The organism is Chryseobacterium sp. SNU WT5, assembly GCF_007362475.1.
GTDB lineage: Bacteria > Bacteroidota > Bacteroidia > Flavobacteriales > Weeksellaceae > Kaistella.
This window is the reverse complement of sequence record NZ_CP041687.1, coordinates 2,644,699-2,668,160: the sequence shown is the minus strand read 5'-3', so window position 1 is coordinate 2,668,160 and position 23,462 is coordinate 2,644,699. Positions and strand designations below refer to the sequence as shown.

Genomic DNA, 23,462 nt, shown 5'->3' with positions numbered 1-23,462 from the left:
AATGGTAATTATTGTTAAATTTGCAAGTTATTTATGAAACTTCTATTTAAATTTATATTGTTTTTTTCACGCATACCACTGCGGTTTCTATATTTGATTTCTGATCTGATATTTTTTACCATTTATTATATAGTAGGATATCGGAGAAAGGTAGTAGCAGAAAACTTACAGCATTCTTTCCCTGAAAAGAGCCCAGAAGAACGCAAAAAGATTGAAAAGAAATTCTACATCAATTTTTGTGATTACATTGTAGAAACTTTTCGATCATTCACTATCTCCTCAAACGAATTACGAGTTCGAGTTCAACATCTGAATCAGGATATCTTTCACGAAGCGAAAGCTGAAAATAAAAATGTGATCTTACTGGCGGGACATATTTTCAACTGGGAGTGGTATAATGCGCTCGCTACAATTGTTCCACAGCAAAATAGTTTTCCGGTCTACCGAAAAGTACAAAGTGGTTTTTGGGAAGAGAAGATAAAAAGCCTTCGGAACAGATTCGGAAACCACCCTTTGGAAGCCAGAGAAGTTATCAAACATATTTTCAAAAATCCTAATGATGGTAATTCTGTTTATATGTTTGTGGCAGATCAAACTCCCCATCATTCCGAAGTTACTTATGGGTTAAACTTTCTTAATCAAAAAACTCCCGCTTTTGTAGGTTATGACAAACTTGCAACAAGAATGGATTTTGCATTTGTATTCTGTGATATGAAAAAGGTAAAACGCGGATTTTATCAAATTAATTATTACAGAATTTATCCAGATGGCGAGAAATTCGTTGAGCATGAAGTAGTAAGAAAATTTTACGATCTTCTTGAAAATACGATCAATAAAAAACCTGATAATTATTTATGGTCTCACAGAAGGTGGAAATATCAAAGTGCTATAAAGGTTATGGAAGATTAATATAATTTTTTATAAAAATAAGATTCACAAAATTGGATTTAGCAATTGTCATCCTTAACTGGAACGGAAAGTCATGGTTAGAAAAATTTCTCCCCAATGTTATTGAGCATTCGGACGAATCAGTGATATATGTGATTGATAATGCATCGACCGACGATTCTATTTCTTTTATAGAGACTAATTTCCCGAATGTTAGCATCGTACAAAACAAAACCAATTTTGGATTTGCTGGAGGTTATAATGAAGGTTTGAAAAATATTCAACATGAATTCTACTGTCTTCTGAACTCAGATGTTGAAGTCACTGAAAACTGGATTACCCCGGTTGCCATTTTATTTAAACATGACTCCAATATCGCCGCTATCCAACCAAAAATATTAGACTACAACAAGAAAACTCATTTTGAATTCGCGGGCGCTGGTGGTGGTCTTATCGATAATCTCGGTTTTCCATACTGTCGGGGCAGAGTTTTCGAAAATATAGAAAAAGATAATGGTCAATATAATGATGAAACAGAAATTTTCTGGGCATCAGGTTGTTGTTTTTTTGTTCGATCGAAAGATTTTTGGACACAGAATGGTTTTGATGCGCGCTTTTTTGCCCATCAGGAAGAAATTGATTTATGCTGGCGGTTGAAAAATAGCAACAAGAAGATTTTTTACACTGGGAAATCAACTGTTTATCATGTTGGCGGGGGAACACTAAACAAACAAAGTCCTCAAAAAACTTTTTTAAATATCCGAAATAATTTTTCGATGATTTTGAAAAACAGTCCCATTTCTACGTTACTTTGGCTGCTTCCATTTCGATTGGTACTAGACGCATTTGCTGGAATTTACTTTGGATATCAAAATGGAATATCCCACTTCTGGGCAGTCATTAGGGCTCATTTTTCATTTTACAAACAAATACCTGAAACGATAAAGCTCCGCCAGAAAAGCCAAATTTCAAAATTCTACCAAGAGAAATGGTTAGTTTTTAAAAATTTTCTTTAACATTAAAAATTTTAACCGCTTCCGATTTAACATTTAAATTAACTACATTTATAAGATATTTATAGAAATTGATTCCTATCTTATAAGCAGCACATTGTTTAGTGGTTCTAGCAATTGGATCACTCCTCTATTTTTATAAATATTATTTCCCTTAATTAACCAATCCTCTTTTAAAAAGTAGTAAAATGCTTGATTTCTGCGCTATCGATTTTGAAACCGCTACTCACGAAAGACATTCCGCTTGCGAAATGGGTATATGTGTGGTAGAGAATGGCGAGATCGTAAAAACACAAACCTGGCTCATAAAACCACCGAGCTTTCCCTATTTTCACCCTAGAAATATTGATGTTCATGGTATATATCCTGAAGACGTTCGGGATTCACCAACTTTTGATGAGATCTGGCATGAAGCAGAGGATTTAATGTATGGAAATTTGATGATTGCGCACAATGCCGGTTTCGATGCCGGAGTCTTGAGAAGTTGTTTAGATTACTACGGATTTTTTAAACCGAAACTGAAGTATTTATGCAGTATTTCTATTGCCAAAAAATCTTGGAAAGGTTTACCTACATACGGATTAAAAAGTTTGGCAGACCAACATAACATCCAATTTAGTCATCACCAGGCTGGCGCAGATGCTGAAGTATGCGCAAAAATATCCCTGCTGGCTTTTAACCAAATGATGGTCACTCGAAATGATGAAGTACATGAAGTGATGAAAAAAAATATGAAGGAACTGTAAGTATCAATATTAGTTACTCAAAACCTCCGATAACAAACTAAATTTAGGAACTTCGATCTCCAAATTCTCTTGAGTTAATAAATTTTTACAGTAAAAAGTTCCTTGCATATTACCCACTCCAGAACGTAACATTACGTTTGAAAAATAGGTAAAATCTCCCCCTGGTAAAATTTCTGGAGTTAATCCAATAACGCCTTCACCGGCTACTTCGCTAAAACCAAAACCTAAATCATAGATCATCCATTTCCTCCTTAGTAACTGAATCGGATCTTTTCCCAAATTTTCAATGGAAATATTATACCTGAATACAAAACGATTTTCAGAAGGAAAACTGTTTTTAAAATCGTATACCGGGAGAACAGTCACTTTAATATTAAAAGATATCGTTGAGAACATGGCGTCTATTTTAGATTTCTAAATACAAAAATCCCGCCTTAATAGACGGGACCTATAAAATTTGTGAAAATAGTAAGTAATTACTACAGTTCTAATCCCTTTCTTTCATCCCCATCCATCAAGAATTGAACAGGATTGTCAATTGCTTCTTTTACGGCAACCAGGAACCCAACAGATTCTTTACCGTCGATGATTCGGTGATCATAAGACATGGCCAAATACATCATTGGACGTATAACCACTTGTCCATCAATCGCCATTGGTCTTTGAAGAATATTGTGCATTCCTAAAATAGCGGATTGTGGTGGGTTAATAATTGGTGTAGAAAGCATAGATCCGAACACTCCACCATTGGTAATGGTAAATGTTCCTCCAGTCATTTCATCTACTGTAATTTTCCCGTCTCTAGCTCTTTCTGCCAAGCTTTTAATATTGCTTTCTATCCCGCGGAAAGACATTGTTTCTGCATTTCTAAGAACAGGTACCATTAAACCTTTTGGACCAGAAACCGCAATCGAAATATCGCAGAACTCATAATTTACTTTAAAATCACCATCAATCGAAGCATTTACGTCAGGATACATTTCCAGAGCTCTAGTCACAGCTTTCGTAAAGAAAGACATAAACCCTAGACCAACACCATGTTTCTGAGTAAACTCTTCTTTGTATTGTTTTCTAATTCGAAATATTTCCGACATATCAACTTCATTAAATGTAGTCAACATGGCAGTTTCATTTTTCACAGACACTAATCTTGCAGCAACCTTTCTTCTCAACATTGATAGTTTTGTTGTGCTGGTACTTCTAGATCCATTTGTAGAAGTTACTGAACCCATCGCTGGGACAGAAGCAACGTCTGCATCTTGTTTTGTAATTCTACCGTCTCTTCCTGAACCTGAAACTTGCGCTGAATCAATTCCTTTTTCATCCAAAATTTTCTTGGCTGCAGGCGAAGGAGTTCCAGTAGCATAATTTGCTGCGGGTTTAACTTCCGCTTTTGGAGCTTCAGCTTTAGGAGCTTCTTTAACAGGCTCTGGAGATTTTTCTTCTGCTTTTGGTTCAGCATCACCACCCGTAGGTTTTGTAGCTGAAGTATCGATTAAGCAAACCACTTGGCCTACTTCTACCGCGTCCCCTTCTTCCGCTTTTAATGTGATGATTCCGCTTTCTTCTGCAGGTAATTCCAGGGTTGCTTTATCAGAATCTACTTCTGCGATCGGTTGGTCTTTTTCTACGTAATCGCCGTCTTTTACTAACCACGTCGCGATTTCAACTTCTGTGATGGATTCTCCCGGTGATGGGACTTTCATTTCTAATATTGACATCGATTATTTTTTTTAATTTTTGTTACTAATTTAAAGGTCTTACGAATAATTCTAAGAATCGGAATTTATTTTTTTCTTGAAAGTTCAATTTAAGCAGTTACCGGTCTTTTTGCTGGTTCATCATTACGATCAAAAACTCTGTTGATTACATTATTTTGATTTCTTTCAAACATTTTATGACTTCCTGGTGCAGGTGTTCCGCTAGGAACAGGTGCAATCACTTGAATTCCTGTTTCGCGGAAATTTCTTAAAATATAAGTCCAAGCACCCATGTTTTCTGGCTCTTCCTGTACCCATAACAATTGTTTTCTGCTGCTATATTTAGCAAAGATTTCTTCAATTTTATCTAATTGTAGCGGATATAATTGTTCGAATCTAACGAGGGCAATATGATCACATCCTAATTCTTCCTGTTTTGCCAATAATTCATAATAGATTTTACCAGAACAAAGCACTAGTTTTTCAATCTTCTCTGCTTTCGCATTGGTATCATCTAATATTGGTTCAAAATGACCATTTCCAATTTCTTCCGCAGTTGATATCACTTTTGGATGACGTAGTAATGATTTAGGAGACATTACAACTAATGGTTTTCTGAAATTCCATTTCATCTGTCTTCTTAACAAGTGGAAATAGTTAGCAGGTGTAGTAGCATTTGCAACAACCATATTATCATTAGCACAAAGTGTTAAGAATCTTTCTAATCTTGCTGAAGAGTGCTCTGCACCCTGTCCTTCAAATCCATGAGGAAGAAGCATCACCAAGCCAGCCTGAATTTTCCATTTCTCTTCTGCAGCAACTAAATATTGATCAATAATAATTTGCGCTCCATTTACAAAATCTCCAAACTGAGCCTCCCAAATCGTTAAAGTATTCGGCGAAGCCATGGCATATCCATAATCAAAACCAAGAACTCCATATTCTGATAGATGCGAATTATAAATATCGAATCTGCTTTCAGAAATATGTCTTAATGGTATGTATTCCTCTTCTGTATCTTCTGTTTTCACTAAAGCGTGACGGTGGGAAAAAGTTCCTCTTTCTACATCTTCACCAGAAATTCTAATATTGTGACCTTCTTGCAACAGCGTCGCATAAGCCAACCATTCTGCAATCGCCCAATCCAAGCTGTCTTTCTCAATCGATTTAATTCGATTATCAAATAGTCTTGTAATTTTCGAAATGAATTTTTTATCGGTAGGTAAAGTGGACATTTTTATCGCCAATTCCTTTAAAGCAACGGGATCAAAAGATGTATCTACTTTACTTTGTACGGCACCTTGGACAGACATTGGAAATTGTTTCCAGTCATCTGCCATGAAAAGGTCCATGGTATTCTTTTCGATTTCCTTGGAAGCATCAAAATCGGCATCTAAAAGCTTTTTGAATTTCTCTTCCATCGTTTTTAATACATCATTAGAAAGTGTACCTTCCTTAATCAGTTGATCTTTATAAATCTCTCTCGGATTTGGATGTTTGGAGATTAATTTATACAAATTAGGCTGTGTAAATCTCGGTTCATCACCTTCGTTATGCCCGTATTTTCTATAACCTAACAAATCAATATATACATCTTTACCAAACTGAGCGCGGAAATCTGCCGCAAACCGAATGGCATGAACAACCGCTTCTACATCATCAGCATTAACATGCATTACTGGAGATTCTGTCACTTTTGCAATATCAGTACAGTAAACAGATGAACGTGCGTCCTGATAATTTGTTGTAAATGAAACTTGATTATTTACCACAATGTGGATAGTTCCGCCTGTTGTATAACCTTCAAGAGTCATCATTTGCGCAACTTCATAAACGATTCCCTGTCCAGCAATAGCCCCATCACCATGGATGATAATTGGTAAAACTTTCTTGGAATCTTTGTATTTATTATCAACCTTCGCGCGACATATACCTTCTACTAAAGCTGCTACCGTTTCTAAGTGAGATGGATTTGGAGTTAAATTGATAGAAACTTCTTCTCCATTAGCAGTTTTTATCTTTTTAGATGATCCTAAATGGTATTTTACGTCACCAGAAAATACATCTTCTTCAAACTCTTTCCCTTCAAATTCTGAGAAGATTTGCTTGTATGATTTCCCAAAAATATTTGTAAGAACACTCAATCTACCTCGGTGGGCCATTCCCAGGACTACTTCATCTACCCCTAATTGGGAAGACCTGGTTATCAACTGATCTAAGGCAGGAATTAATGATTCGCCACCCTCCAGTGAAAATCTCTTTTGCCCAACAAATTTGGTGTGCAAGTAATTTTCAAAAGCTACTGCTTGATTCAGTTTTTCTAAAATCTCGATTTTTTCAGCAGCATTTAAATTTGGCTGATTTTCATTTGCCTGTAACCATTTTCTGGTATAATTTCTTTCTTCTACATTCCCAATATGCATATATTCGGTTCCAGTAGAGCCGCAGTAAATCTTTTCAAGGTGATTGATTATTTCTTGCAGGGAGGCCGCACCTGGAAGTCCAGTTTCAGTTGCAGAATTGAATTTTAGAGACAAATCATTTTTGGATAATCCAAAATTCTCGATCTCTAAGCCAGGTTCAAAATGTCTTCTCTCCCGTACCGGATTGGTATTTGTGAAAAGATGACCACGTTGTCTATAAGCTTCAATTAAATTTAAAACTTTAAATTCTTTTTGAATATCCTCTGGTATCTGTCCATTGGCAGCAGCATTATTTGCAGCTTGCACTGGGGCAGAAACATTATAGGCTCCAGAATTTTCCCTAAAATCATCTCCGTAACCTTCGAGTGCAAAATCAAATCCCTGAAAAAATGCTTTCCAGGAAGGTTCTAAAGAATCCGGATATTTTAAATATTGTTGGTATAAGTCTTCTATTAACTGCGAATGTGCAGCATTAAGGAATGAAAATTTATCCATTATTTACTAATTAACTGTTGTTTTAGATTTAAAGAACAAATTTAACAAAAATAAGTGAAGTACTAAAGCTTACCATTAGATAAAACTTGATAAAAGTAAATTATTTGAAAACAGGTAAAGAGAGTTTTAAAATCACATCATCATCTTTTGTAGGTTCTTCTATAAAGGTTTGTTGAAGATCGCCGATCCGCATGGTATCCCGTTTTGCTTTCGTCAATAATTGTTGAATTGAATTTATGCGATTGGTATAGGAACCTTTATAAAAAATGACATAATTGGTTGAGGAATTAAGCATTCTGAAACTAAAGTTATTATCTGATACTCCAGACTTTTTAGAAACTGGAATTCCATAAAAATAAGAAACCTCTTTGTCTTTAAAATTATCCGCTTCGGTAATTAGAATAGGTTCGCCATACTCATCTTCTTTTTTACCCATATCAATTTCAACATAATTGATCACTTTATTATGATTAATCACGATATTGTTGAAAAGTGCGTCTTTACTGTTTTTTGTACTAACATTGATTCCTAACAACAACTGACTATCTTGTTTTTGAACGAAAACACTATCGTACTTTATATTCTCGCGCTGAAACTCTTTGTCAATTTTATTACTTAGCACTTTCTCCAAACTGACCATGCTCTTATTTACATTTTCTGTCCAGAAATCCTCTGAAATTAGATTTAAAGAACGTTTTAGAAAAGGTTGTCTTGGGGTATGAATATACCAGATAATTTTAGTCTTGCCATTAATAGGTATAAACTTTAAATCAATTAAATAAGGAGTATGCTGTTTTCCTTCAAATAACTGAAACTTTAAAGTTTTGAGTGAATTCTCATAGCGAATAAACAAATCTCCTTTTAAGTCTTTCTCTTTTTTATTCTGATAAGACATGGAACTGCCCTGACCTTTATATGGCGAATAGAATTGGAAACTCATCTCTTTTTTATTTTCCAGAAAAGCGCTCCAAGAAATGAAATTTTGAAGATTATTAAATTGAGGAAATACTTTATCTACTGGAAAACTAATTTCTTTCTCAATAATAAAGTCTTTATTTTCTGACACAAAACTCATTGCAAAGGCATAAATACCACCTATTGCCAATATGATAATAACTCCAAATTTAAACCATCGCATGCTGCAAAAATACATAAAATCACACGCAAAAAAAAGACGGTAAAATATATTACCGCGCATCTTAATATGAATTAACTATTCTACGTCGAAATCTGAGTTCCTGGCGGAATAACTGCATTTTTTTTAATTACAATAATACCATCTTTCACTGAATGGTTTTCATAATCACCATCTGCTAAATGATTTCCACCAATAATACGCACATTATCCCCAATACGACAGTTTTTATCTAAAATTGCTCGTTCGATATAGCAGTATTTTCCTACCCCAAGATTAGGAACTCCCTTTTCATCATTATCTACTATTTCTTTAGTTTCTTGGTAAAAATCTGCACCCATCATATAAGAGTTCATCAAAGTACTTCCTTTGTCTATTCTACTTCTATTTCCGACAATAGAATTTTCAATTTTATCGGCCATTACTACGCAACCATCTCCAAAAATAGCTTTACTTACATATGACCCCAGTATCTTTGAAGGTGGCAACATTCGGGCTCTGGTATAAATAGGAGATTTACTGAATAAATTGAAATTTGGAAAATCTTTTGTTAAATCTAAGTTAGCATCAAAAAATGACTGGATCGTACCAATATCTGTCCAATATCCTTCATATTGAAAACTGAGCGTTTTGTAAACTCCAATACCGTTAGGAATCAGTTCGCCTCCAAAATCATCACCAGGATCTTCAGCAAACATTTTTTTCAAAACATCTTTACTGAACACATAAATTCCCATCGAGGCCAAATAATCTTTCCCTTCTTTTTTATTTTTTTCTGAAACTTCAGATTTCCAGTCTACAAGTAGATCACTTTGGGGTTTTTCTATAAATGAAGTAATATTTCCTTCTTCATCAGATTTTAAAATCCCAAATCCAGTAGCATCATGTCCATTTACAGGAATAGTTGCAATAGTGATATCTCCTTTGTTTTTACAGTGAAAATCAATCATCTCCCTGAAATCCATTTGGTATAACTGATCACCAGATAATATCAGAATATACTCGTAGTCATACTTATCTAAGTGTTTCATAGACTGGCGCACGGCATCTGCTGTACCCTGATACCATTCTTCACTTTCATTATTCTGCTCGGCTGCTAAAATATCTACAAAGCCTCTACTAAAAATATCAAAATGAAATGAATTTTTAATATGAGAGTTTAGAGAAGCCGAGTTATACTGAGTCAGCACCAAAATTCTATTAAACCCTGAATTCAAACAGTTAGAAATCGGAATATCTACCAATCTATATTTTCCGGCAATCGGAACCGCTGGTTTGGAACGAGAATAAGTAAGAGGAAATAATCTGCTTCCTCTTCCACCGCCAAGAACTATAGAAATTACGCTGGGTTTCATATTGTTAAATTTAAAAGGTCATTAAATTAATGATGTTAAACAATATTACGTCTTTAAAAACTTTAATCAAAATTAAAAAAACTTAATAATATCATGTGCTTACTGTTTTCTCTTCCAGATAAATATTAGAGAATAATAACTCGCTATTGAAAGCAATAACCTTGCAAAACTATATTTAAGATGAAATTTTTCACAAAAAAACTCTCAAAAACAAATTTGAGAGTTTTGCGATCCGGACGGGATTCGAACCCGCGACCTCCGCCGTGACAGGGCGGCATTCTAACCAGCTGAACTACCGGATCAATTTTTTGAAAAGTAATTGATAAACTTTATGCGATCCGGACGGGATTCGAACCCGCGACCTCCGCCGTGACAGGGCGGCATTCTAACCAGCTGAACTACCGGATCATTTAGAATAAGAAACTATGTTTCTTTTTGGTGAGTGCAAAAATACAAATTTTATAACACTCTGCAAACATTTTATAAAAAAAGTACTTACCTAGAGAGGAAAGTACTCATTTTCAATGCTCTTATTTTTATAAGTGTGTAGATAATTTCTCTGTAATCACTTCTTTTGAAGCAACACCTACAATTTTATCAACTACTTCTCCATTCTTGAAAATCAAAATAGTTGGAATATTTCTGATACCGTAATCTACTGATACCTGCTGATTATTATCCACATCAACTTTTCCTACGATCGCTCTACCGTCAAAATCTGCAGCAACTTCCTCTACGATTGGTCCTAACATTCTACAAGGCCCACACCATACTGCCCAAAAATCTACCAATACTGGTTTATCTGAATTCAATACTGTTTCCTGAAACGATTGATCTGTAATTTCTAATGCCATTTTTTATCTTTTTAATTTCTGTTATTATACTATTAATGTTCAAATTTACAATTTTCCTAACAATAAATGCATTGCTCTATCTATGCAAAACATTTGCATTTTCTATTTGTAATGTTGCCGCTATTTCAGCTACTGCACCGACCAACGAATCGATTTCCTGTTTTGTGGTTAAATGGCTGAATGAAACCCGTAACGGTGTAGTTTTTGCCATTTCTTCTTCATCCAAAATCATCATCATCACCATCGACGGTTTAGAAGCACCAGAAGAACATGCACTACCTTGCGAAATTGCGATACCTTTCATATCTAATTTCAATCCAATCATAGGATCTTTAAAAGGTAGTAATACGCTCAAAACAGTATATAAACCTGCATCTTTTTCTGCACTTCTACCATTGAATTTAACGCCATTTATTTTCTTTGTAAGCTGATCGATGGTATATTGTTTAATTTCTTTAATATGAGAAGCGTATTCGTTCATATTATTCAAATACAATTCTAAAGCTTTTCCTAAACCTACAATTCCGCATACGTTTTCTGTACCAGCTCTTAAACTTCTTTCTTGTGGCCCGCCGGTAATGATTCCTTTCAAACCAGAACCCTTTCTAATAAAAGCAAAACCACTTCCTTTTGGACCGTGAAATTTGTGAGCGCTGCATGAGGCAAAATCAACTTGAATATCCGAGAAATCTAAATCCATATGCGCCATAGACTGTACGGTATCTGAATGGAATAATGCGTTGTTTTCTTTGCAAATCCGGGCAACTTCTTTAATATCCAATAAGTTTCCGATTTCGTTGTTTGCATGCATTAATGTAACCAATGTTTTCTTGTCCGAACTTTTAAGTAGCGCCTCAAATTGAGTTAAATCAAAATCCCCTTTTTGATCAGGACGAAGGTATGCCACTTCTACTCCCTTTCGCTTCTTCATATCTAAAACCGTCTCTGCAACACATTTGTGCTCCATTGGCGAACTTATGATTCTTTCGACTCCTAAATGATTAACACAAGATTTGATGATCATATTATTTGACTCTGTTCCGCAAGAAGTAAAAATAATTTCCGCAGGACTTACATGAAGATAATCAGCCACTTGTCTTCTAACATTTTCAATAAGAATCTTTGCAGCCTGTCCAAGACTGTGGGTTGAAGATGGATTTCCGTAATTATTTTTTAAAACACTTACCATCGCATCGATTACCTCCTCGGATAATGGCGTAGTCGCGGCATTATCCAAATAAATTTTATTCATTGATTTGTTTTCTTTTATTAGACTTTTCGGACTTTAAAATTAATGAAAAAATTTAAACTGACCTTCATTTGCCCAATCCAAAATTTGTTGATCGCCAGAAGTATCACCAAAAGCGATGGTTTTATCATACCTTCCATCGGCAGTTGCTTCTTTAATCCGATTAACCTTTTCTAGTCCATTGCAATTTTTTCCAACGAAATTTCCCGTGAATACATCATTTTTAAACTCAGCTCTTGTTGCCAAAAGTTTCATTCCAAATTTTTCCGCAAATGGTTTCACCCAAATATCGAGGGAAGCTGTAACGATATAACAATCCGTTTTTGAGTAATCAATATTCTTAATGAATTCCAGCGCATTTTCTCTAAAGATATCTGGATAGAATTTATCAAAAAACTCTTGTGATTTAGCTTCTATTTTTAACTTAGACTCTCCTTTTAAAATCGCAGAAATAAAACTTTTTTTTATTTTTTCTGCATCTAAAAGATTTAATTTCAACAATATAAATAGTGGAATATGCTTGATGAACTGTTGATTAAATTTTGAAGAATTATAAAATTTCAGATAAAGAAACATGGTATCTTTATGAGTCAAAGTTCCGTCAAAATCAAAGCAGTATAATTTTTTCATAAGTTTTTAAATGCTGAAATTTGAAATTTTGATCGTTACAGTTTTAATTTTTTAAAGATAAATTCTGGAATATTCTTTATCACAAGCATGATGATACGCCACATTGGTAAAATATATGCAACATCTTTCTTGGTTTTGTATGCTTTGTAAATTCCTGTAGCGGCTTGTTTTGGACTTGCCGTTAATTTGGGATTCAGGGGTAATCCTTCTGTCATTTTGGTCGCCATAAATCCTGGTTTTATGGTCAAAACATGAACTTTTTTATTGAATAGATAATTGCGTAAACCACTTAAGTACGCTGTAAGTCCCGCTTTCGCACTTCCATAAATAAAATTACTTTGTCTTCCCCGCTCGCCTGCAACTGATGAAAGCACAATCATTGTTCCTGATCTTTGTCGCTCCATTTTCTCTGCAAAAAAATTAAGTACAGGTACTAATTTTGCAAAATTGATATCGATGATCCTTTCGGTATTCTTATTGTCATAAAGCCCTTCTGCTGTTCCTAAACCAAGATAACCGGTCGCACAAAAAAGAAGGTCAGAAGTTAGCCCTTCCAGCACTGCATAATTAATTGGCTTAAGAAGATCCATTTCAATAATCTGTGACTGTTGTACAAATTTCACTTCAAGATGTTTTGCAAACTTCTCTGTCGTTTCTCTATTTGAAGTTAAGAGATAAATTTGTGAAAATCTTTCACCAGCACTTAATGCTTTCTCAACAAATGCCTGTGCGATTTCTGAGTTGCTTCCTAGAACAATCATATAGTATTTTCTAATTTCTGCGTATCGATTTTAGCCCGGTATAAATCCATTAATTATTATCAATTCTTTTTTGTTGCATCGAAATAAACTTTGGATTCTGAACATTTTGTAGATAATTAGTCAATGAGGATTTACTCATTGAATCTTTCGTAAGATAAATTCTTCCACCAAATTCTTCCACAATGGAATCTAACTGCGACACCAGCTTCTTTAACTTAGAATTGACTTTAAAATCCAAAGCAAGGGTATATCCTTCAAACGGAAAAGAATTGTATGCGTCCGGATTATTTTTCCCAAACAACTTCAAAACAGCCAAAAAAGAACCATTCCCGCTTTTAGCAATTGTCTCAAGAATTTTTTTCATTCCTTCTTTACCACTCTCTTTCGGGATTACCATTTGGTACTGTATAAAACCACTTTTACCGTAAATCTTGTTCCAGTCATTCACTATATCTAAAGGGTAAAAAAACTGTTCGTAATGAACAAAACTCTTTACTTCCTTTTTACTTTGTCTAAAGTAATATAATAGATTAAATATCTTAACCGTAAGATTGTTCAGCACAAAATTTGGGAAATAAAAAGGAATTGATGGACTACTTCCCATCTTCAATTTTAAAGGGTTTCCCTGCAATTTTTTGGGTAATTCATGTTTAAAAGCATGCTCACCTCTCATCATAATACTTCTGCCTAAATTTTTATCTGTTTGAAGACAATCTATCCAGGCAACGTTATAGGTCCAAGATTCACTCTCTTCAAATAATTTGAAGATTTCGTCTAAATTTTCTGCTTTGATACTTTCCTGACGGATATAACTGCTTTCAATATTTTTCAGCTTAAACTTAGCCGACAGAATAATTCCTGTAAGGCCCATTCCACCTATTGTGGACCAAAATTTTTCTGAATTTTGATTCCGTGAACAGGGAAGAACATCTCCTTCTTCATTTAATAAAGAAAACTCCATTACATATTCTGAAAAGCAACCTTCGGCATGGTGATTTTTACCATGTACATCAGAAGCAATTGCCCCTCCAATGGTAACAAATTTGGTACCTGGTGTTACAAAAAGAAAGTAGCCTTGTGGAACGATCACTTCTAACACATCGGAAAGTAAAATACCAGATTCACATTCTATAATTCCATTTAAACGATCAAAACTGATGAATTTATTAAGTCTTTTGGTAGAAAATATATTTTCAGAAAGCGCTGCATCCCCATAACATCTTCCATTTCCACGCGCAATAATATCATGGTGATTTCGAACATATTCTTTAATTTTTTTCGTAGAATCTTCAGATTTAATTTCCTTTTCCACGACGGGGAAGTTTCCCCAGTTCGCTATGACCTGCTTATAGGTTGGTTTCATTTCTTAAAATAAATTTGTAATAAAAACGCTGCTAACCAAAGAACTAATGTCACCTGAATATATCTGTCTTTATATATAATTTTCGTGGGAGATTCAGTTTTATTATACACTAAAGTCTGCTGTAAATACCGTAAAAAAGCAAATACTACAAAAAAGACGGTGTAAAAAACTCTTGGGTGAAATCGCTGTTGCACTTCTGGTGATAAGGTAAACATCAAATAACAAACAATTGCTAAAGCACAACTGATCGAAAGAGCAATGTCTGCAAACTGCACATTATATCCGTCCAGCGCTTTTCTGGTCCGTCCAGAGATTTGAGCATTAATTAATTCTCCTCTTCTTTTACCAATTGCCAAAACCAAAGCCAAAACAAAGGTGAGTAAGATTGCCCATTGGGAAATTAGGATCCCTGTTGTATAACCGCCAGCAAGCACTCGAAGCACAAAACCAATCGCAATAATACATACATCAACAATTGCAACGTGTTTCAATTTGAAAGTGTAGGCTAAATTCATCATAAAATAGAAACCGATAATGGCAATAAATTTCCAAAGATTCTGCTGGAAAAAATCTACGCTTAAAAACAGGAGAATGATATTAACCAACAACAGAAAGCCCAATATGAATTTTGCCTGACTTTTTGAAATCGCACCACTCGCCAATGGTCGGTTTCTTTTCTCTGGGTGTTTCCGATCCGATTCTATATCTGAATAATCGTTGATAATGTAGATACTGCTGGCCGTGATAGAAAAGATAATGAATGCAAAAATACTTTTCACCAAAAGGTCCATTTCCATAATATTGCCAGAGAAAAACAAAGGAGCGAAAACAAAAAGATTCTTCACCCACTGTTCTACTCTAAGCAATTTTAAATATTTAGTCATTCGTTTGAAAATCAGTTGCAAAATTAGTGAATTTAAAATAAAAAAGATCCGCAAATGCGGATCTTTAATTTGTTGATTAAATATTTATTACTGATTGTTGGCAGCATCTTTAATCATATTTTCATTTGCGGTAATCGCAAATTCTACTCTTCTGTTTTGTGCTCTACCAGCGTCTGTATCATTTGAAGCAATAGGATCAGCTTCCCCCATACCCATCGTCATCATTCTGCTTGAAGCCACTCCTTTCATCATCATATAGCTCTTCACAGCAGCAGATCTTCTGTCCGAAAGAGATAGGTTGTAACTATCAGCACCTTTGCTATCTGTATAACCATAAATATTGATATTAGTATCAGGATTGTTTTTCAAAACATCTGCTAATTTATCTAAGTTCAATTTAGCAGAACTTGTTAAATCTGAAGAATCAAATCCGAAATTAACCATATTTTCTTTCATGGTCACTTTAATTCCTTCTCCTACTCTTTCTACTTCAGCACCAGGTAATGTATCTTTAATTTCTTTGGCCTGTTTGTCCATTTTGTTACCAATTACGTTACCGGCAACTCCACCAATAACACCACCAAGTACAGCTCCTAAAGGTGCATTTTTACCTTTACCAATGTTATTTCCTAATACCCCACCAAGAATAGCCCCTGCAGCAGTACCTATAACTGTTCCTTTTTGTTGGTTATTTGAATTTTTTACTGCTTCACAACTCGTCATCGTCAACATAGAAGCTGACAGAAATAAAGCTGCGATATTTGTTTTGCTAAAAATTTTCATATTTTTTATTTTAATTTTAATAATATTATTTCAATGATGTTCTTTCGAAGTTATATACAATTCGTACATTTTCTCCATTAGAAGGAACGTTTTGTTCAAGAGTAAATTGATCTTCAGTTTGACTAATTAAATTCAAAGTATATCCAACAGTTACAGCTTTCGCTTTTGTACCTTCTAACATTTTTTTGAATTTAAATTCATTACCATTTACCACCTCAAATTTAATAGGCTGAATAACACTAGGGCAACTACCACCTCCATTAATCGTATAAGAGCCTGACCAGTTATTTGGAATTAACCTCCAGTTACTACCAACAAAGCATTGAGCGTCTGCTCCTTCATCAAAAGGTTTCACTTTGAAATTTTTGTCATAATTAACACTTGTAATTTGCCAATCACCTTTCAATTTTAAAAACTCTGCTTTGTTAGACTGCGCTGTTTTTGCTGTGGAACAAGAAACAGTCATCGCTGCTCCAATAATTCCAGCTAGTAGTAAATTTTTCATAGTATTATAATTATTTAGAATTTAACTAAGAAAAACCGTGCCATTTTAGTTAAAAAATAAAAAAACCCGAAAATCGGGTTTTAGAATTCTTTAAATTATTTTTATTTAGTCTTGACTGCTCTTCTTTGTGATTTCGCATGAGTTGCTTTTGTAGCCGTTGGTTTATAATAATGCGTAAAAGCATATTCTGCAGCTTTTCGTAAATCGATGACACCGCCAGCTTCAGAAATTAAATCAAATCTATTATCTGTATTTGAACTAATCATTGCATTTACCGTCGATTTATTTGCTGTTTTTACAAATGAATCGATAACCTGCACCGGGGTAAGATTAGGCATATAAGCTAAAAGAACAGATGCTGCACCAGCAACTACCGGGGAAGCCATGGACGTTCCCTGAAGATATTCATACTGATCTTTTGGAACCGTAGAGTAAATTTTCTCTCCTGGGGCAAATAACGTCACCATTTTTTTATTGTAATTTGAGAAATCTGCTCTTAGAAACTCATTATCATTTGTAGATGCACCAACTACAATCATATTGTTAATGAAAGGCTTAGGATCTTCTGCTGATTTAAAATTGGTTGGAAAATAAATATTTTCTGCTATATTTTCGTTATCGTTTCCTGCGGCCTTCACTAAAAGAACTCCTTTTTGTTCTGCATATTTAAATGCATCCCAAACATAATTTTTACCTGGAGAAACTGGTTTACCAAAGCTCATATTTAAGATCTTCGCTCCATTATCTACCGCATATCGGATTGCATTTGCCACATCTTTGTCTCTTTCATCACCATCTGGAACTGCACGAACAGTCATAATCTTGGCCGTTTTATAACCCACTCCATATTGAATTTCTTTACTATTGGGCAACCCTGCAATAATTCCTGCCACGTGTGTGCCATGTTGCGCGTCGGGCCCAGCGTAATGATTATTTCCATAACTCTTCTGAGAATAATCATCATAGTTATCACCAACGATTTCAGCCCTAGGATCGTAATCCAAATTATATTGTTTGGTAGCCTGAGGTTCAAAGTGATCCAAAGCACCTTTCATTTCTTTCTCTAAAAATTTTTGTACTTCAGCAGGAGATTTTCCAGCAACTGCCGGATCTCTGCTGACCTGGTCTAAAATTGAAGCAGCCATTGATTGTTCTTGCGTGCTTGGTTTAAGCGCTCCAATAACATCCCGTGTAAGGTTTTGACCGTTTAGCATTGAAATCATCATTGGAATCATCTCTTGGATTCTCTTATAAGTCTCATAATTTTGTCTCGCCTCTACACTTTTCTTCGTGAAGATTTGTTTCGCTTTCATATATTCGCTAAATTCTTCAGGCATTTTAGCTTGATTCGCTTTGTTCGCTGTAGAATTTGGACCTTCAAACAGAGATTGATATTTTTTAACCAATCTGGTTACTTCCATATTGTCAACCTCCACATCGCCGTTTTTGCCTCCCAGAAAATTCCACCCATGAACATCATCGATATAGCCATTTCCATCATCATCTTTTCCATTATTGGGAATTTCATTTGGATTTTTCCACATGTTTCCAACTAAACCAGGATGAGTGACTTGAACTCCACTATCTAAAACTCCTACAATAACAGTTTTAGGTTTTAAACCTTTGGATTCTAAATATTTATAGGCATTTTGAGTATTTACACCATAAACATTTGTAGATGAAAATTCCTGATGATACCAAGTCATCAAGTTTTTGTCTTTCATCGGGTCTAATGGCGCTTCTGCTTTCTGTGCAAATGATGTGAAACCTGTTATAAAGCAAGCTGCAATAAGTATTCTTTTCATATTATAATATTTATATTGGTCTAACATTTTTAAGATAGGTCATAGACTCTGGGCCTTTGTTACAAATCAAATCGATTATTGATAGGTCTTCCAAAAAGCCATATTTTTCGGAAAATGACTGAAAATATTCGGGCATTTCGAAAGGTGACTTATGTTTGGCAGAAAAATGTTCCCGATAATTAAGTTGTTCAGGCTTTCTTATATATTCTTTTGTAAAAGTAAATTCCTTTTCGGATTTCAGAATCTTTTGGATGATTTTTAAAGCATGAAGGTTAAATTGAAACAATGAATTTTCTTTAAAATTAAATATTTCTTCAAGTTGATCTTCATAATAATCAAAGTAAGGAGAACTTTGATAAGCGGTTTTAATCGACTTCCAATGGAGACTCCGCCATTTATCACGATTTGAAACCTGCAGTTCATTAATTACTCTTTTTCCGGAATGATCAATTGGAATAATCAATGATAACTTTCCGTTAGCTCCATATATATTGGTTCTATTTCTAAAAGTTTGTTTCGGGAAGGTCTCGAACTGCTCAAATACAATTTCATTGTCTTCTTTCAAAAAAACTGAAAACCACGAAATTGGCGGCAGGTAAAATACGGGTAGTAGAGTTGGCATTGCTGAAATACTATTTTGTTAAACAAAGAAAGAATATGAGTTACTGACAGAGAAAAGGCGGATAAAAGGGTATAAAAATCACTCTCCTTTTAAGCGCATTAAATACCTTTCCCAATGTGCACCAGCATTTCTTTTAAAAGCGCGATCCATAGCCCCGATTGTAGCGGCATCCTATTTTGTAGCCGGTGAACAGGCATAAGCAGGGGCAAGGCGAAACAATAGATATAGCGGAAAGCGGGATCAAGCTCCAAACAAACTTAATTCTCTTCTTCTTTCTTCTTTCTAAATATTTTCATGATGAAATCCCAGCCGAAGAATAACAAAAGAATGATCGCTGCAACCCACCAATAAGATGTTTTGTGCAATTCCCCGGTGTTGGTAGCCTTGAACATTCTGTCCCAACGAATCCTTTTACCATCTGCCTGATAGGTTGATCCGCTATCTGCAAATAAACCTTCTACACTTAACCATGTAAACATGGGTGAACCCACAATATTTTCTTCCGGAACAAAACCGAAAAATCTTGCATCCAAAGAAGCATCGCGATTGTCACCAATCATCATATAATAATCCTGTTGAATGGTATATTGCGTAGATTCTTTGCCATCAATATAAATTTTTCCATCTTTATTTTCTAAATGATGATGCTCATATTCAGAAATGATCCATCGATATTCAGGTAAAGTTTCTTGATTTAAAGTTATAACATCACCTTTTTTCGGAATTGTTAATGGTCCGTACCAATCCTGATTCCATTTTTTATTAATAGGGAAGATGGATTGTGTGGTATCTATATGTTTGGTGTAAGCGTCTCTGGCAGCATTTACTTTATAAGAAACAGCCGCAGAATCTTTATCCCAAATATGTTCTTTGAGGTCGATAATCTGTGGAAGCTGCTTAATTTCTTTGGCAGTTTGATCTGTTAATCCCTGGAAATCATATAAAAATCCATTTTGAGTTTGAACTTCCTGCACTGGTAAAAAACCGTATTGCTTGTATAATGCCGGAATATCCAGTTGGCTTCCAGTAGTTGCAATATATTTATGTTGTTTTTGTTGATCTCCTAAAATAGTTTCTGGCTTCCCGTTTACGAAAAGTCGCCCCGCTCTCATCTCCAGAACATCCCCTGCAACTGCAACACATCTTTTTACATACGGATCTTTTCTATCTGTTGCAACATGTACTGAATCCTGTGGATAATTGAAGACAACAATATCATTTCTTTGCGGTTTCTTAGTTTGCAGCAATCTTAGGTAAGGTAATTTTACTGCTTCTACATAAGATTTGGGATCATCTTTGGGATTTCCTTTCACACCTGTATCCATAATGGTTCCCTGTAAAAAAGGGATCGCTACAGGACGCATTGGCATTCTGTATCCATAAGTCCATTTGTTTACAAATAAGAAATCACCGACCAATAATGTTCTTTCCATAGAACCGGTTGGGATCCCGAATGGTTGGGTTACAAAAATATGAATGATTGTCGCAAAAACTACCGCAAAAGTGATGGAACCTACAAAGGTTTCTTTCTTTTTGGATTGTTTTTCTTCCTCTGTTAAATATAGATCATCTTCTTTGGCAATTTCAGGATCTTTTGAATAATTGACGACCGCCAAATAAATAAACGGAAGAATAATGGTCAGTAGTTTCTGCACAAGTGTGGATTTCCCAAAATGTTTCATTAAAAACAAATGAAAAACCGTCATCATAATGGGTCCGACAATTGGAATATAAGCTAAAACTGCCCACCATTTGGTGTGCTGTGTTTCTTTTAAAATAATGAAGTAGTTATAGAATGGAATGAATGCAAAAATTGGATTGTAACCCATTTTTTTGAAAAGTTTCCAAGTAGAGATCCCCATCAATAATGAGAGAATTATAACGTAAACTGAATAAGTAAGAAAGTAATCCATATTGATATGCTTAATGCAATGAGTTTAGTTTATTTGAAAATTGTTACAAAATCATTTGTAACAAGGTTATATTTATTTTTAAGATTTGTTGAAAAGCACATCGTTCATCGAGAAATTTCCTTTTTTTCCTATGATCCATTCTGCAGCAATCACTGCTCCCACAGCGAAGCCATTTCGATTGAAAGCCGTGTGTTTTATTTCGATCTCGTCAACTTCACTTTTATAATATATGCTATGCGTGCCGGGAACTTCATCTTCTCGGATGGCGAAAATTCCTAATTCCTTATTTTGGGTTTCATCTAATTTCCAGGCATCAAATCTCTTGTCATTTTTAATAATTCCTTCTGCTAAGGAAATGGCAGTACCACTGGGTGCATCTTTTTTATGGGTGTGGTGAATTTCTTCAATTTGCACGTTATATTCAGGGAAATTCTTCATCAATTCTGCCAATTTCTCATTTAAAGAGAAAAACAGATTTACTCCTAAGGAAAAATTAGAACCATATAAAAAAGCAGTATTATTTTGTTTAGCGATCTCTTCTATCTCCGGTTTCTGATCTAACCAACCCGTAGTTCCACATACTACTGGAATTTTATTTTCCAAACAAAGTTTGATATTTTGAAAAGCGACCTCTGGATTAGAGAACTCAATAACAACATCTGCATTATTCAGATTTTCAACAGTTGGGTTCTCATTAAGTTTTGCAACAATTTCATGACCTTTTTTTGAAGCAATCTCATCAATGATTTTACCCATTTTCCCGTAACCAACAAGTGCTATTCTCATATTTTACTTCAACGCGTAGCGTTAGATTTTTATTAAAAGTTATAACTTAAACTTAGACCAGCTTTTGAATTAGTCTTTCCAAATTCGTCAAAAATAATAGTGGGTTTCAAAGCCAAATCTGGATCTTTTCTACCTTCATATAAATGTGCATCTACGACAGCATCCACAATATTCAAGATATAAACCAGGCTGGTAATTGCAATGGCGTAATCACGTTGTCTTTTCGCCCGATCCTGCGTTCTTCCCAAAGCTTCTTTTGTTACGCCCGGAATATCAGAAAACTCATGCTGTTGCCCATTTAGTTGTGCAATAAATGCTTCTCTATAACGATTGTACTGTCTTTGATTCCACAATGTAACTCCTACACCTGTTCCAATCGCTCCCCAAACAATAGGAATTTTCCAATATTTTCTGTTATAATATTGTCCTAAACCTGGAAGAATGGCAGAATATAAGCCCGCTTTTGTGGGATTAAATTTCATTTCTTTGGCAGGTGCATTTGCTTCTTTCAAATCAGAAAGAACTTCAATATCTGATGGTGCCCGTTTAGTAGAAACCGAATCCTTGGGATAATTTTCTACACGTATGGTGTCTTTCGGACCAATTTGGGCGAAGATCTGAATTGAAAATAATATTAAAAATAAAGAAGTTAGTCTTTGCATTATTTAAAGTGTGAAAGAATCTGTTCCAATTCTTCTTCATTTTTGAAATCCAACACTATTTTTCCTTTTTTTCCATTTGCAGACCCTTTAATCTCAACTTTTACCGCAAGAATATCCGCTAAGTTTTTCTCTGCTTTCTTAAAATTATTAGGAAGTTGTGTAGGTATTTTTTTCGTTGTTGCTTTTGGCTCTTTTAATAAACTTGCTTCGGCCTCGGTCTGCCGAACGCTAAGATTATTCTTTAATATTTTATTGAACAGGTCCTGTTGCATTTTTCCATCTTCTACACTGATAAGTGCTCTACCGTGTCCGGCAGAAATCTCACCGCTTCTGATCGCATTTTGATAAGCAGGATCCAAACGCAATAATCTTATAGAATTCGTGATTGTACTACGTTCTTTGCCAACTCGCTGACTAAGATTCTCCTGAGTCAAGCCAATTTCTTCCAACAGTCGCTGATAAGTGAGCGCAATTTCTATCGCATCTAAATCTTCTCTCTGGATGTTTTCAACCAACGCCATTTCCAGAAGCTCTTGATCATTAACCAACCGAATATATGCTGGAACGCTTTTAAGACCAGCAATTTTACTTGCTCTGAAACGTCGTTCACCGGAAATAATTTCAAATCTATTGCCATCTTTTCTAAGCGTAATCGGTTGAATTACCCCTAGTGTTTTAATAGATTGCGCCAAATCATTCAGCGCCTTTTCATCAAAATAAGTACGAGGTTGGGAAATATTCGGATCGATATCGTCCAGAGCAACTTCCATAATATTTCCCACAAATTTATCTGCTCCTTCATCGGTAGCGGAATTCACAGAAGCTTTCGATTCTGCACTTAGGATTGCTCCCAAACCACGTCCCATTGCTCTTTTCTTATCTTTCATTAT

Annotated in this window: 22 protein-coding genes and 2 tRNA genes; 3 read left to right on the top strand and 21 right to left on the bottom strand. The window is 35.0% G+C overall.

Annotation, left to right across the window (positions count from 1 at the left end; all coding sequences use genetic code 11):
- Positions 1-33 precede the first annotated feature (33 nt).
- From FNJ88_RS12605 to FNJ88_RS12595, 3 genes are all read left to right on the top strand, one after another.
- Entirely contained in the window at positions 34-909 is an 876-nt protein-coding gene (locus FNJ88_RS12605) for a lysophospholipid acyltransferase family protein (RefSeq protein WP_143853586.1), read from the top strand.
- 32 nt (positions 910-941) lie between these two features.
- Entirely contained in the window at positions 942-1,904 is a 963-nt protein-coding gene (locus tag FNJ88_RS12600) for a glycosyltransferase family 2 protein (protein ID WP_143853585.1), read from the top strand.
- Positions 1,905-2,089: 185 nt separating this feature from the next.
- Positions 2,090-2,647, top strand: a complete 558-nt coding sequence (locus FNJ88_RS12595; RefSeq protein WP_143853584.1) for a 3'-5' exonuclease — start codon at positions 2,090-2,092, stop codon at positions 2,645-2,647.
- 9 nt (positions 2,648-2,656) lie between these two features.
- Here FNJ88_RS12595 and apaG read toward each other — a convergent pair whose 3' ends face one another.
- From apaG to FNJ88_RS12490, 21 genes are all read right to left on the bottom strand, one after another.
- Positions 2,657-3,043 (bottom strand): Co2+/Mg2+ efflux protein ApaG, encoded by a 387-nt coding sequence (gene apaG / locus FNJ88_RS12590; RefSeq protein WP_143853583.1) that lies wholly within the window; start codon positions 3,041-3,043, stop codon positions 2,657-2,659.
- Positions 3,044-3,126: 83 nt separating this feature from the next.
- Positions 3,127-4,368: a 2-oxoglutarate dehydrogenase complex dihydrolipoyllysine-residue succinyltransferase gene (gene odhB / locus FNJ88_RS12585; protein ID WP_143853582.1), complete on the bottom strand. Its 1,242-nt coding sequence runs from the start codon at positions 4,366-4,368 to the stop codon at positions 3,127-3,129.
- Between the two features lie 89 nt (positions 4,369-4,457).
- The gene (locus tag FNJ88_RS12580) at positions 4,458-7,265 is read right to left on the bottom strand and encodes a 2-oxoglutarate dehydrogenase E1 component (RefSeq protein WP_143853581.1); all 2,808 of its coding nucleotides are present in this window, start codon (positions 7,263-7,265) and stop codon (positions 4,458-4,460) included.
- 100 nt (positions 7,266-7,365) lie between these two features.
- On the bottom strand, positions 7,366-8,403 hold the full coding sequence (locus FNJ88_RS12575; RefSeq protein WP_143853580.1) for a polyketide cyclase: 1,038 nt from the start codon (positions 8,401-8,403) through the stop codon (positions 7,366-7,368).
- 80 nt (positions 8,404-8,483) lie between these two features.
- Positions 8,484-9,755 (bottom strand): glucose-1-phosphate adenylyltransferase, encoded by a 1,272-nt coding sequence (locus FNJ88_RS12570; RefSeq protein ID WP_143853579.1) that lies wholly within the window; start codon positions 9,753-9,755, stop codon positions 8,484-8,486.
- Between the two features lie 228 nt (positions 9,756-9,983).
- Positions 9,984-10,057, bottom strand: a tRNA-Asp gene (locus FNJ88_RS12565).
- 32 nt (positions 10,058-10,089) lie between these two features.
- Positions 10,090-10,163: transfer RNA gene (locus FNJ88_RS12560), tRNA-Asp, on the bottom strand.
- A gap of 128 nt (positions 10,164-10,291) precedes the next feature.
- On the bottom strand, positions 10,292-10,609 hold the full coding sequence (trxA, locus tag FNJ88_RS12555) for a thioredoxin (protein ID WP_143853578.1): 318 nt from the start codon (positions 10,607-10,609) through the stop codon (positions 10,292-10,294).
- A gap of 76 nt (positions 10,610-10,685) precedes the next feature.
- The gene (locus tag FNJ88_RS12550; RefSeq protein WP_143853577.1) at positions 10,686-11,861 is read right to left on the bottom strand and encodes a cysteine desulfurase family protein; all 1,176 of its coding nucleotides are present in this window, start codon (positions 11,859-11,861) and stop codon (positions 10,686-10,688) included.
- A gap of 39 nt (positions 11,862-11,900) precedes the next feature.
- Entirely contained in the window at positions 11,901-12,488 is a 588-nt protein-coding gene (locus FNJ88_RS12545) for an HAD-IB family hydrolase (RefSeq protein ID WP_143853576.1), read from the bottom strand.
- A 35-nt stretch (positions 12,489-12,523) separates the two neighbouring features.
- Positions 12,524-13,249, bottom strand: a complete 726-nt coding sequence (locus tag FNJ88_RS12540; RefSeq protein WP_143853575.1) for an SDR family NAD(P)-dependent oxidoreductase — start codon at positions 13,247-13,249, stop codon at positions 12,524-12,526.
- 49 nt (positions 13,250-13,298) lie between these two features.
- On the bottom strand, positions 13,299-14,612 hold the full coding sequence (locus FNJ88_RS12535; protein ID WP_143853574.1) for an FAD-binding oxidoreductase: 1,314 nt from the start codon (positions 14,610-14,612) through the stop codon (positions 13,299-13,301).
- Positions 14,609-15,496 carry a decaprenyl-phosphate phosphoribosyltransferase gene (locus FNJ88_RS12530; RefSeq protein WP_143853573.1) on the bottom strand — a complete coding sequence of 296 codons (888 nt, stop codon included), beginning with the start codon at positions 15,494-15,496 and terminating at the stop codon, positions 14,609-14,611. The genes FNJ88_RS12535 and FNJ88_RS12530 overlap by 4 nt, the downstream gene beginning before the upstream one ends.
- A gap of 87 nt (positions 15,497-15,583) precedes the next feature.
- Positions 15,584-16,279 (bottom strand): OmpA family protein, encoded by a 696-nt coding sequence (locus FNJ88_RS12525; protein ID WP_143853572.1) that lies wholly within the window; start codon positions 16,277-16,279, stop codon positions 15,584-15,586.
- Positions 16,280-16,304: 25 nt separating this feature from the next.
- A complete protein-coding gene (locus FNJ88_RS12520; RefSeq protein WP_143853571.1) occupies positions 16,305-16,784 on the bottom strand; it encodes a lipocalin family protein in 480 nt (159 codons plus the stop codon).
- Between the two features lie 101 nt (positions 16,785-16,885).
- Entirely contained in the window at positions 16,886-18,589 is a 1,704-nt protein-coding gene (locus FNJ88_RS12515) for a S8 family serine peptidase (protein ID WP_143853570.1), read from the bottom strand.
- Positions 18,590-18,599: 10 nt separating this feature from the next.
- Positions 18,600-19,211, bottom strand: coding sequence for a WbqC family protein (locus FNJ88_RS12510; RefSeq protein WP_143853569.1), 612 nt, complete (start codon positions 19,209-19,211; stop codon positions 18,600-18,602).
- A 257-nt stretch (positions 19,212-19,468) separates the two neighbouring features.
- Positions 19,469-21,124, bottom strand: a complete 1,656-nt coding sequence (lepB, locus tag FNJ88_RS12505; protein WP_143853568.1) for a signal peptidase I — start codon at positions 21,122-21,124, stop codon at positions 19,469-19,471.
- 78 nt (positions 21,125-21,202) lie between these two features.
- The gene (gene dapB, locus FNJ88_RS12500; RefSeq protein WP_143853567.1) at positions 21,203-21,910 is read right to left on the bottom strand and encodes a 4-hydroxy-tetrahydrodipicolinate reductase; all 708 of its coding nucleotides are present in this window, start codon (positions 21,908-21,910) and stop codon (positions 21,203-21,205) included.
- Positions 21,911-21,942: 32 nt separating this feature from the next.
- Positions 21,943-22,572 (bottom strand): DUF5683 domain-containing protein, encoded by a 630-nt coding sequence (locus FNJ88_RS12495; RefSeq protein WP_143853566.1) that lies wholly within the window; start codon positions 22,570-22,572, stop codon positions 21,943-21,945.
- Complete coding sequence (locus tag FNJ88_RS12490) at positions 22,572-23,459, bottom strand: ParB/RepB/Spo0J family partition protein (protein WP_143853565.1); 888 nt, start codon at positions 23,457-23,459, stop codon at positions 22,572-22,574. The genes FNJ88_RS12495 and FNJ88_RS12490 overlap by 1 nt, the downstream gene beginning before the upstream one ends.
- Positions 23,460-23,462: the final 3 nt, after the last annotated feature.

Excerpts from the sequence above, each read along its gene's own strand:
- FNJ88_RS12605 (WP_143853586.1), top strand. The coding sequence starts at position 34 with ATGAAACTTCTATTTAAATTTATATTGTTTTTTTCACGCATACCACTG.
- FNJ88_RS12595 (WP_143853584.1), top strand. The coding sequence starts at position 2,090 with ATGCTTGATTTCTGCGCTATCGATTTTGAAACCGCTACTCACGAAAGA.
- apaG (WP_143853583.1), bottom strand. The coding sequence starts at position 3,043 with ATGTTCTCAACGATATCTTTTAATATTAAAGTGACTGTTCTCCCGGTA.
- odhB (WP_143853582.1), bottom strand. The coding sequence starts at position 4,368 with ATGTCAATATTAGAAATGAAAGTCCCATCACCGGGAGAATCCATCACA.
- FNJ88_RS12580 (WP_143853581.1), bottom strand. The coding sequence starts at position 7,265 with ATGGATAAATTTTCATTCCTTAATGCTGCACATTCGCAGTTAATAGAA.
- FNJ88_RS12575 (WP_143853580.1), bottom strand. The coding sequence starts at position 8,403 with ATGCGATGGTTTAAATTTGGAGTTATTATCATATTGGCAATAGGTGGT.
- FNJ88_RS12570 (WP_143853579.1), bottom strand. The coding sequence starts at position 9,755 with ATGAAACCCAGCGTAATTTCTATAGTTCTTGGCGGTGGAAGAGGAAGC.
- trxA (WP_143853578.1), bottom strand. The coding sequence starts at position 10,609 with ATGGCATTAGAAATTACAGATCAATCGTTTCAGGAAACAGTATTGAAT.
- FNJ88_RS12550 (WP_143853577.1), bottom strand. The coding sequence starts at position 11,861 with ATGAATAAAATTTATTTGGATAATGCCGCGACTACGCCATTATCCGAG.
- FNJ88_RS12545 (WP_143853576.1), bottom strand. The coding sequence starts at position 12,488 with ATGAAAAAATTATACTGCTTTGATTTTGACGGAACTTTGACTCATAAA.
- FNJ88_RS12540 (WP_143853575.1), bottom strand. The coding sequence starts at position 13,249 with ATGATTGTTCTAGGAAGCAACTCAGAAATCGCACAGGCATTTGTTGAG.
- FNJ88_RS12535 (WP_143853574.1), bottom strand. The coding sequence starts at position 14,612 with ATGAAACCAACCTATAAGCAGGTCATAGCGAACTGGGGAAACTTCCCC.
- FNJ88_RS12530 (WP_143853573.1), bottom strand. The coding sequence starts at position 15,496 with ATGACTAAATATTTAAAATTGCTTAGAGTAGAACAGTGGGTGAAGAAT.
- FNJ88_RS12525 (WP_143853572.1), bottom strand. The coding sequence starts at position 16,279 with ATGAAAATTTTTAGCAAAACAAATATCGCAGCTTTATTTCTGTCAGCT.
- FNJ88_RS12520 (WP_143853571.1), bottom strand. The coding sequence starts at position 16,784 with ATGAAAAATTTACTACTAGCTGGAATTATTGGAGCAGCGATGACTGTT.
- FNJ88_RS12515 (WP_143853570.1), bottom strand. The coding sequence starts at position 18,589 with ATGAAAAGAATACTTATTGCAGCTTGCTTTATAACAGGTTTCACATCA.
- FNJ88_RS12510 (WP_143853569.1), bottom strand. The coding sequence starts at position 19,211 with ATGCCAACTCTACTACCCGTATTTTACCTGCCGCCAATTTCGTGGTTT.
- lepB (WP_143853568.1), bottom strand. The coding sequence starts at position 21,124 with ATGGATTACTTTCTTACTTATTCAGTTTACGTTATAATTCTCTCATTA.
- dapB (WP_143853567.1), bottom strand. The coding sequence starts at position 21,910 with ATGAGAATAGCACTTGTTGGTTACGGGAAAATGGGTAAAATCATTGAT.
- FNJ88_RS12495 (WP_143853566.1), bottom strand. The coding sequence starts at position 22,572 with ATGCAAAGACTAACTTCTTTATTTTTAATATTATTTTCAATTCAGATC.
- FNJ88_RS12490 (WP_143853565.1), bottom strand. The coding sequence starts at position 23,459 with ATGAAAGATAAGAAAAGAGCAATGGGACGTGGTTTGGGAGCAATCCTA.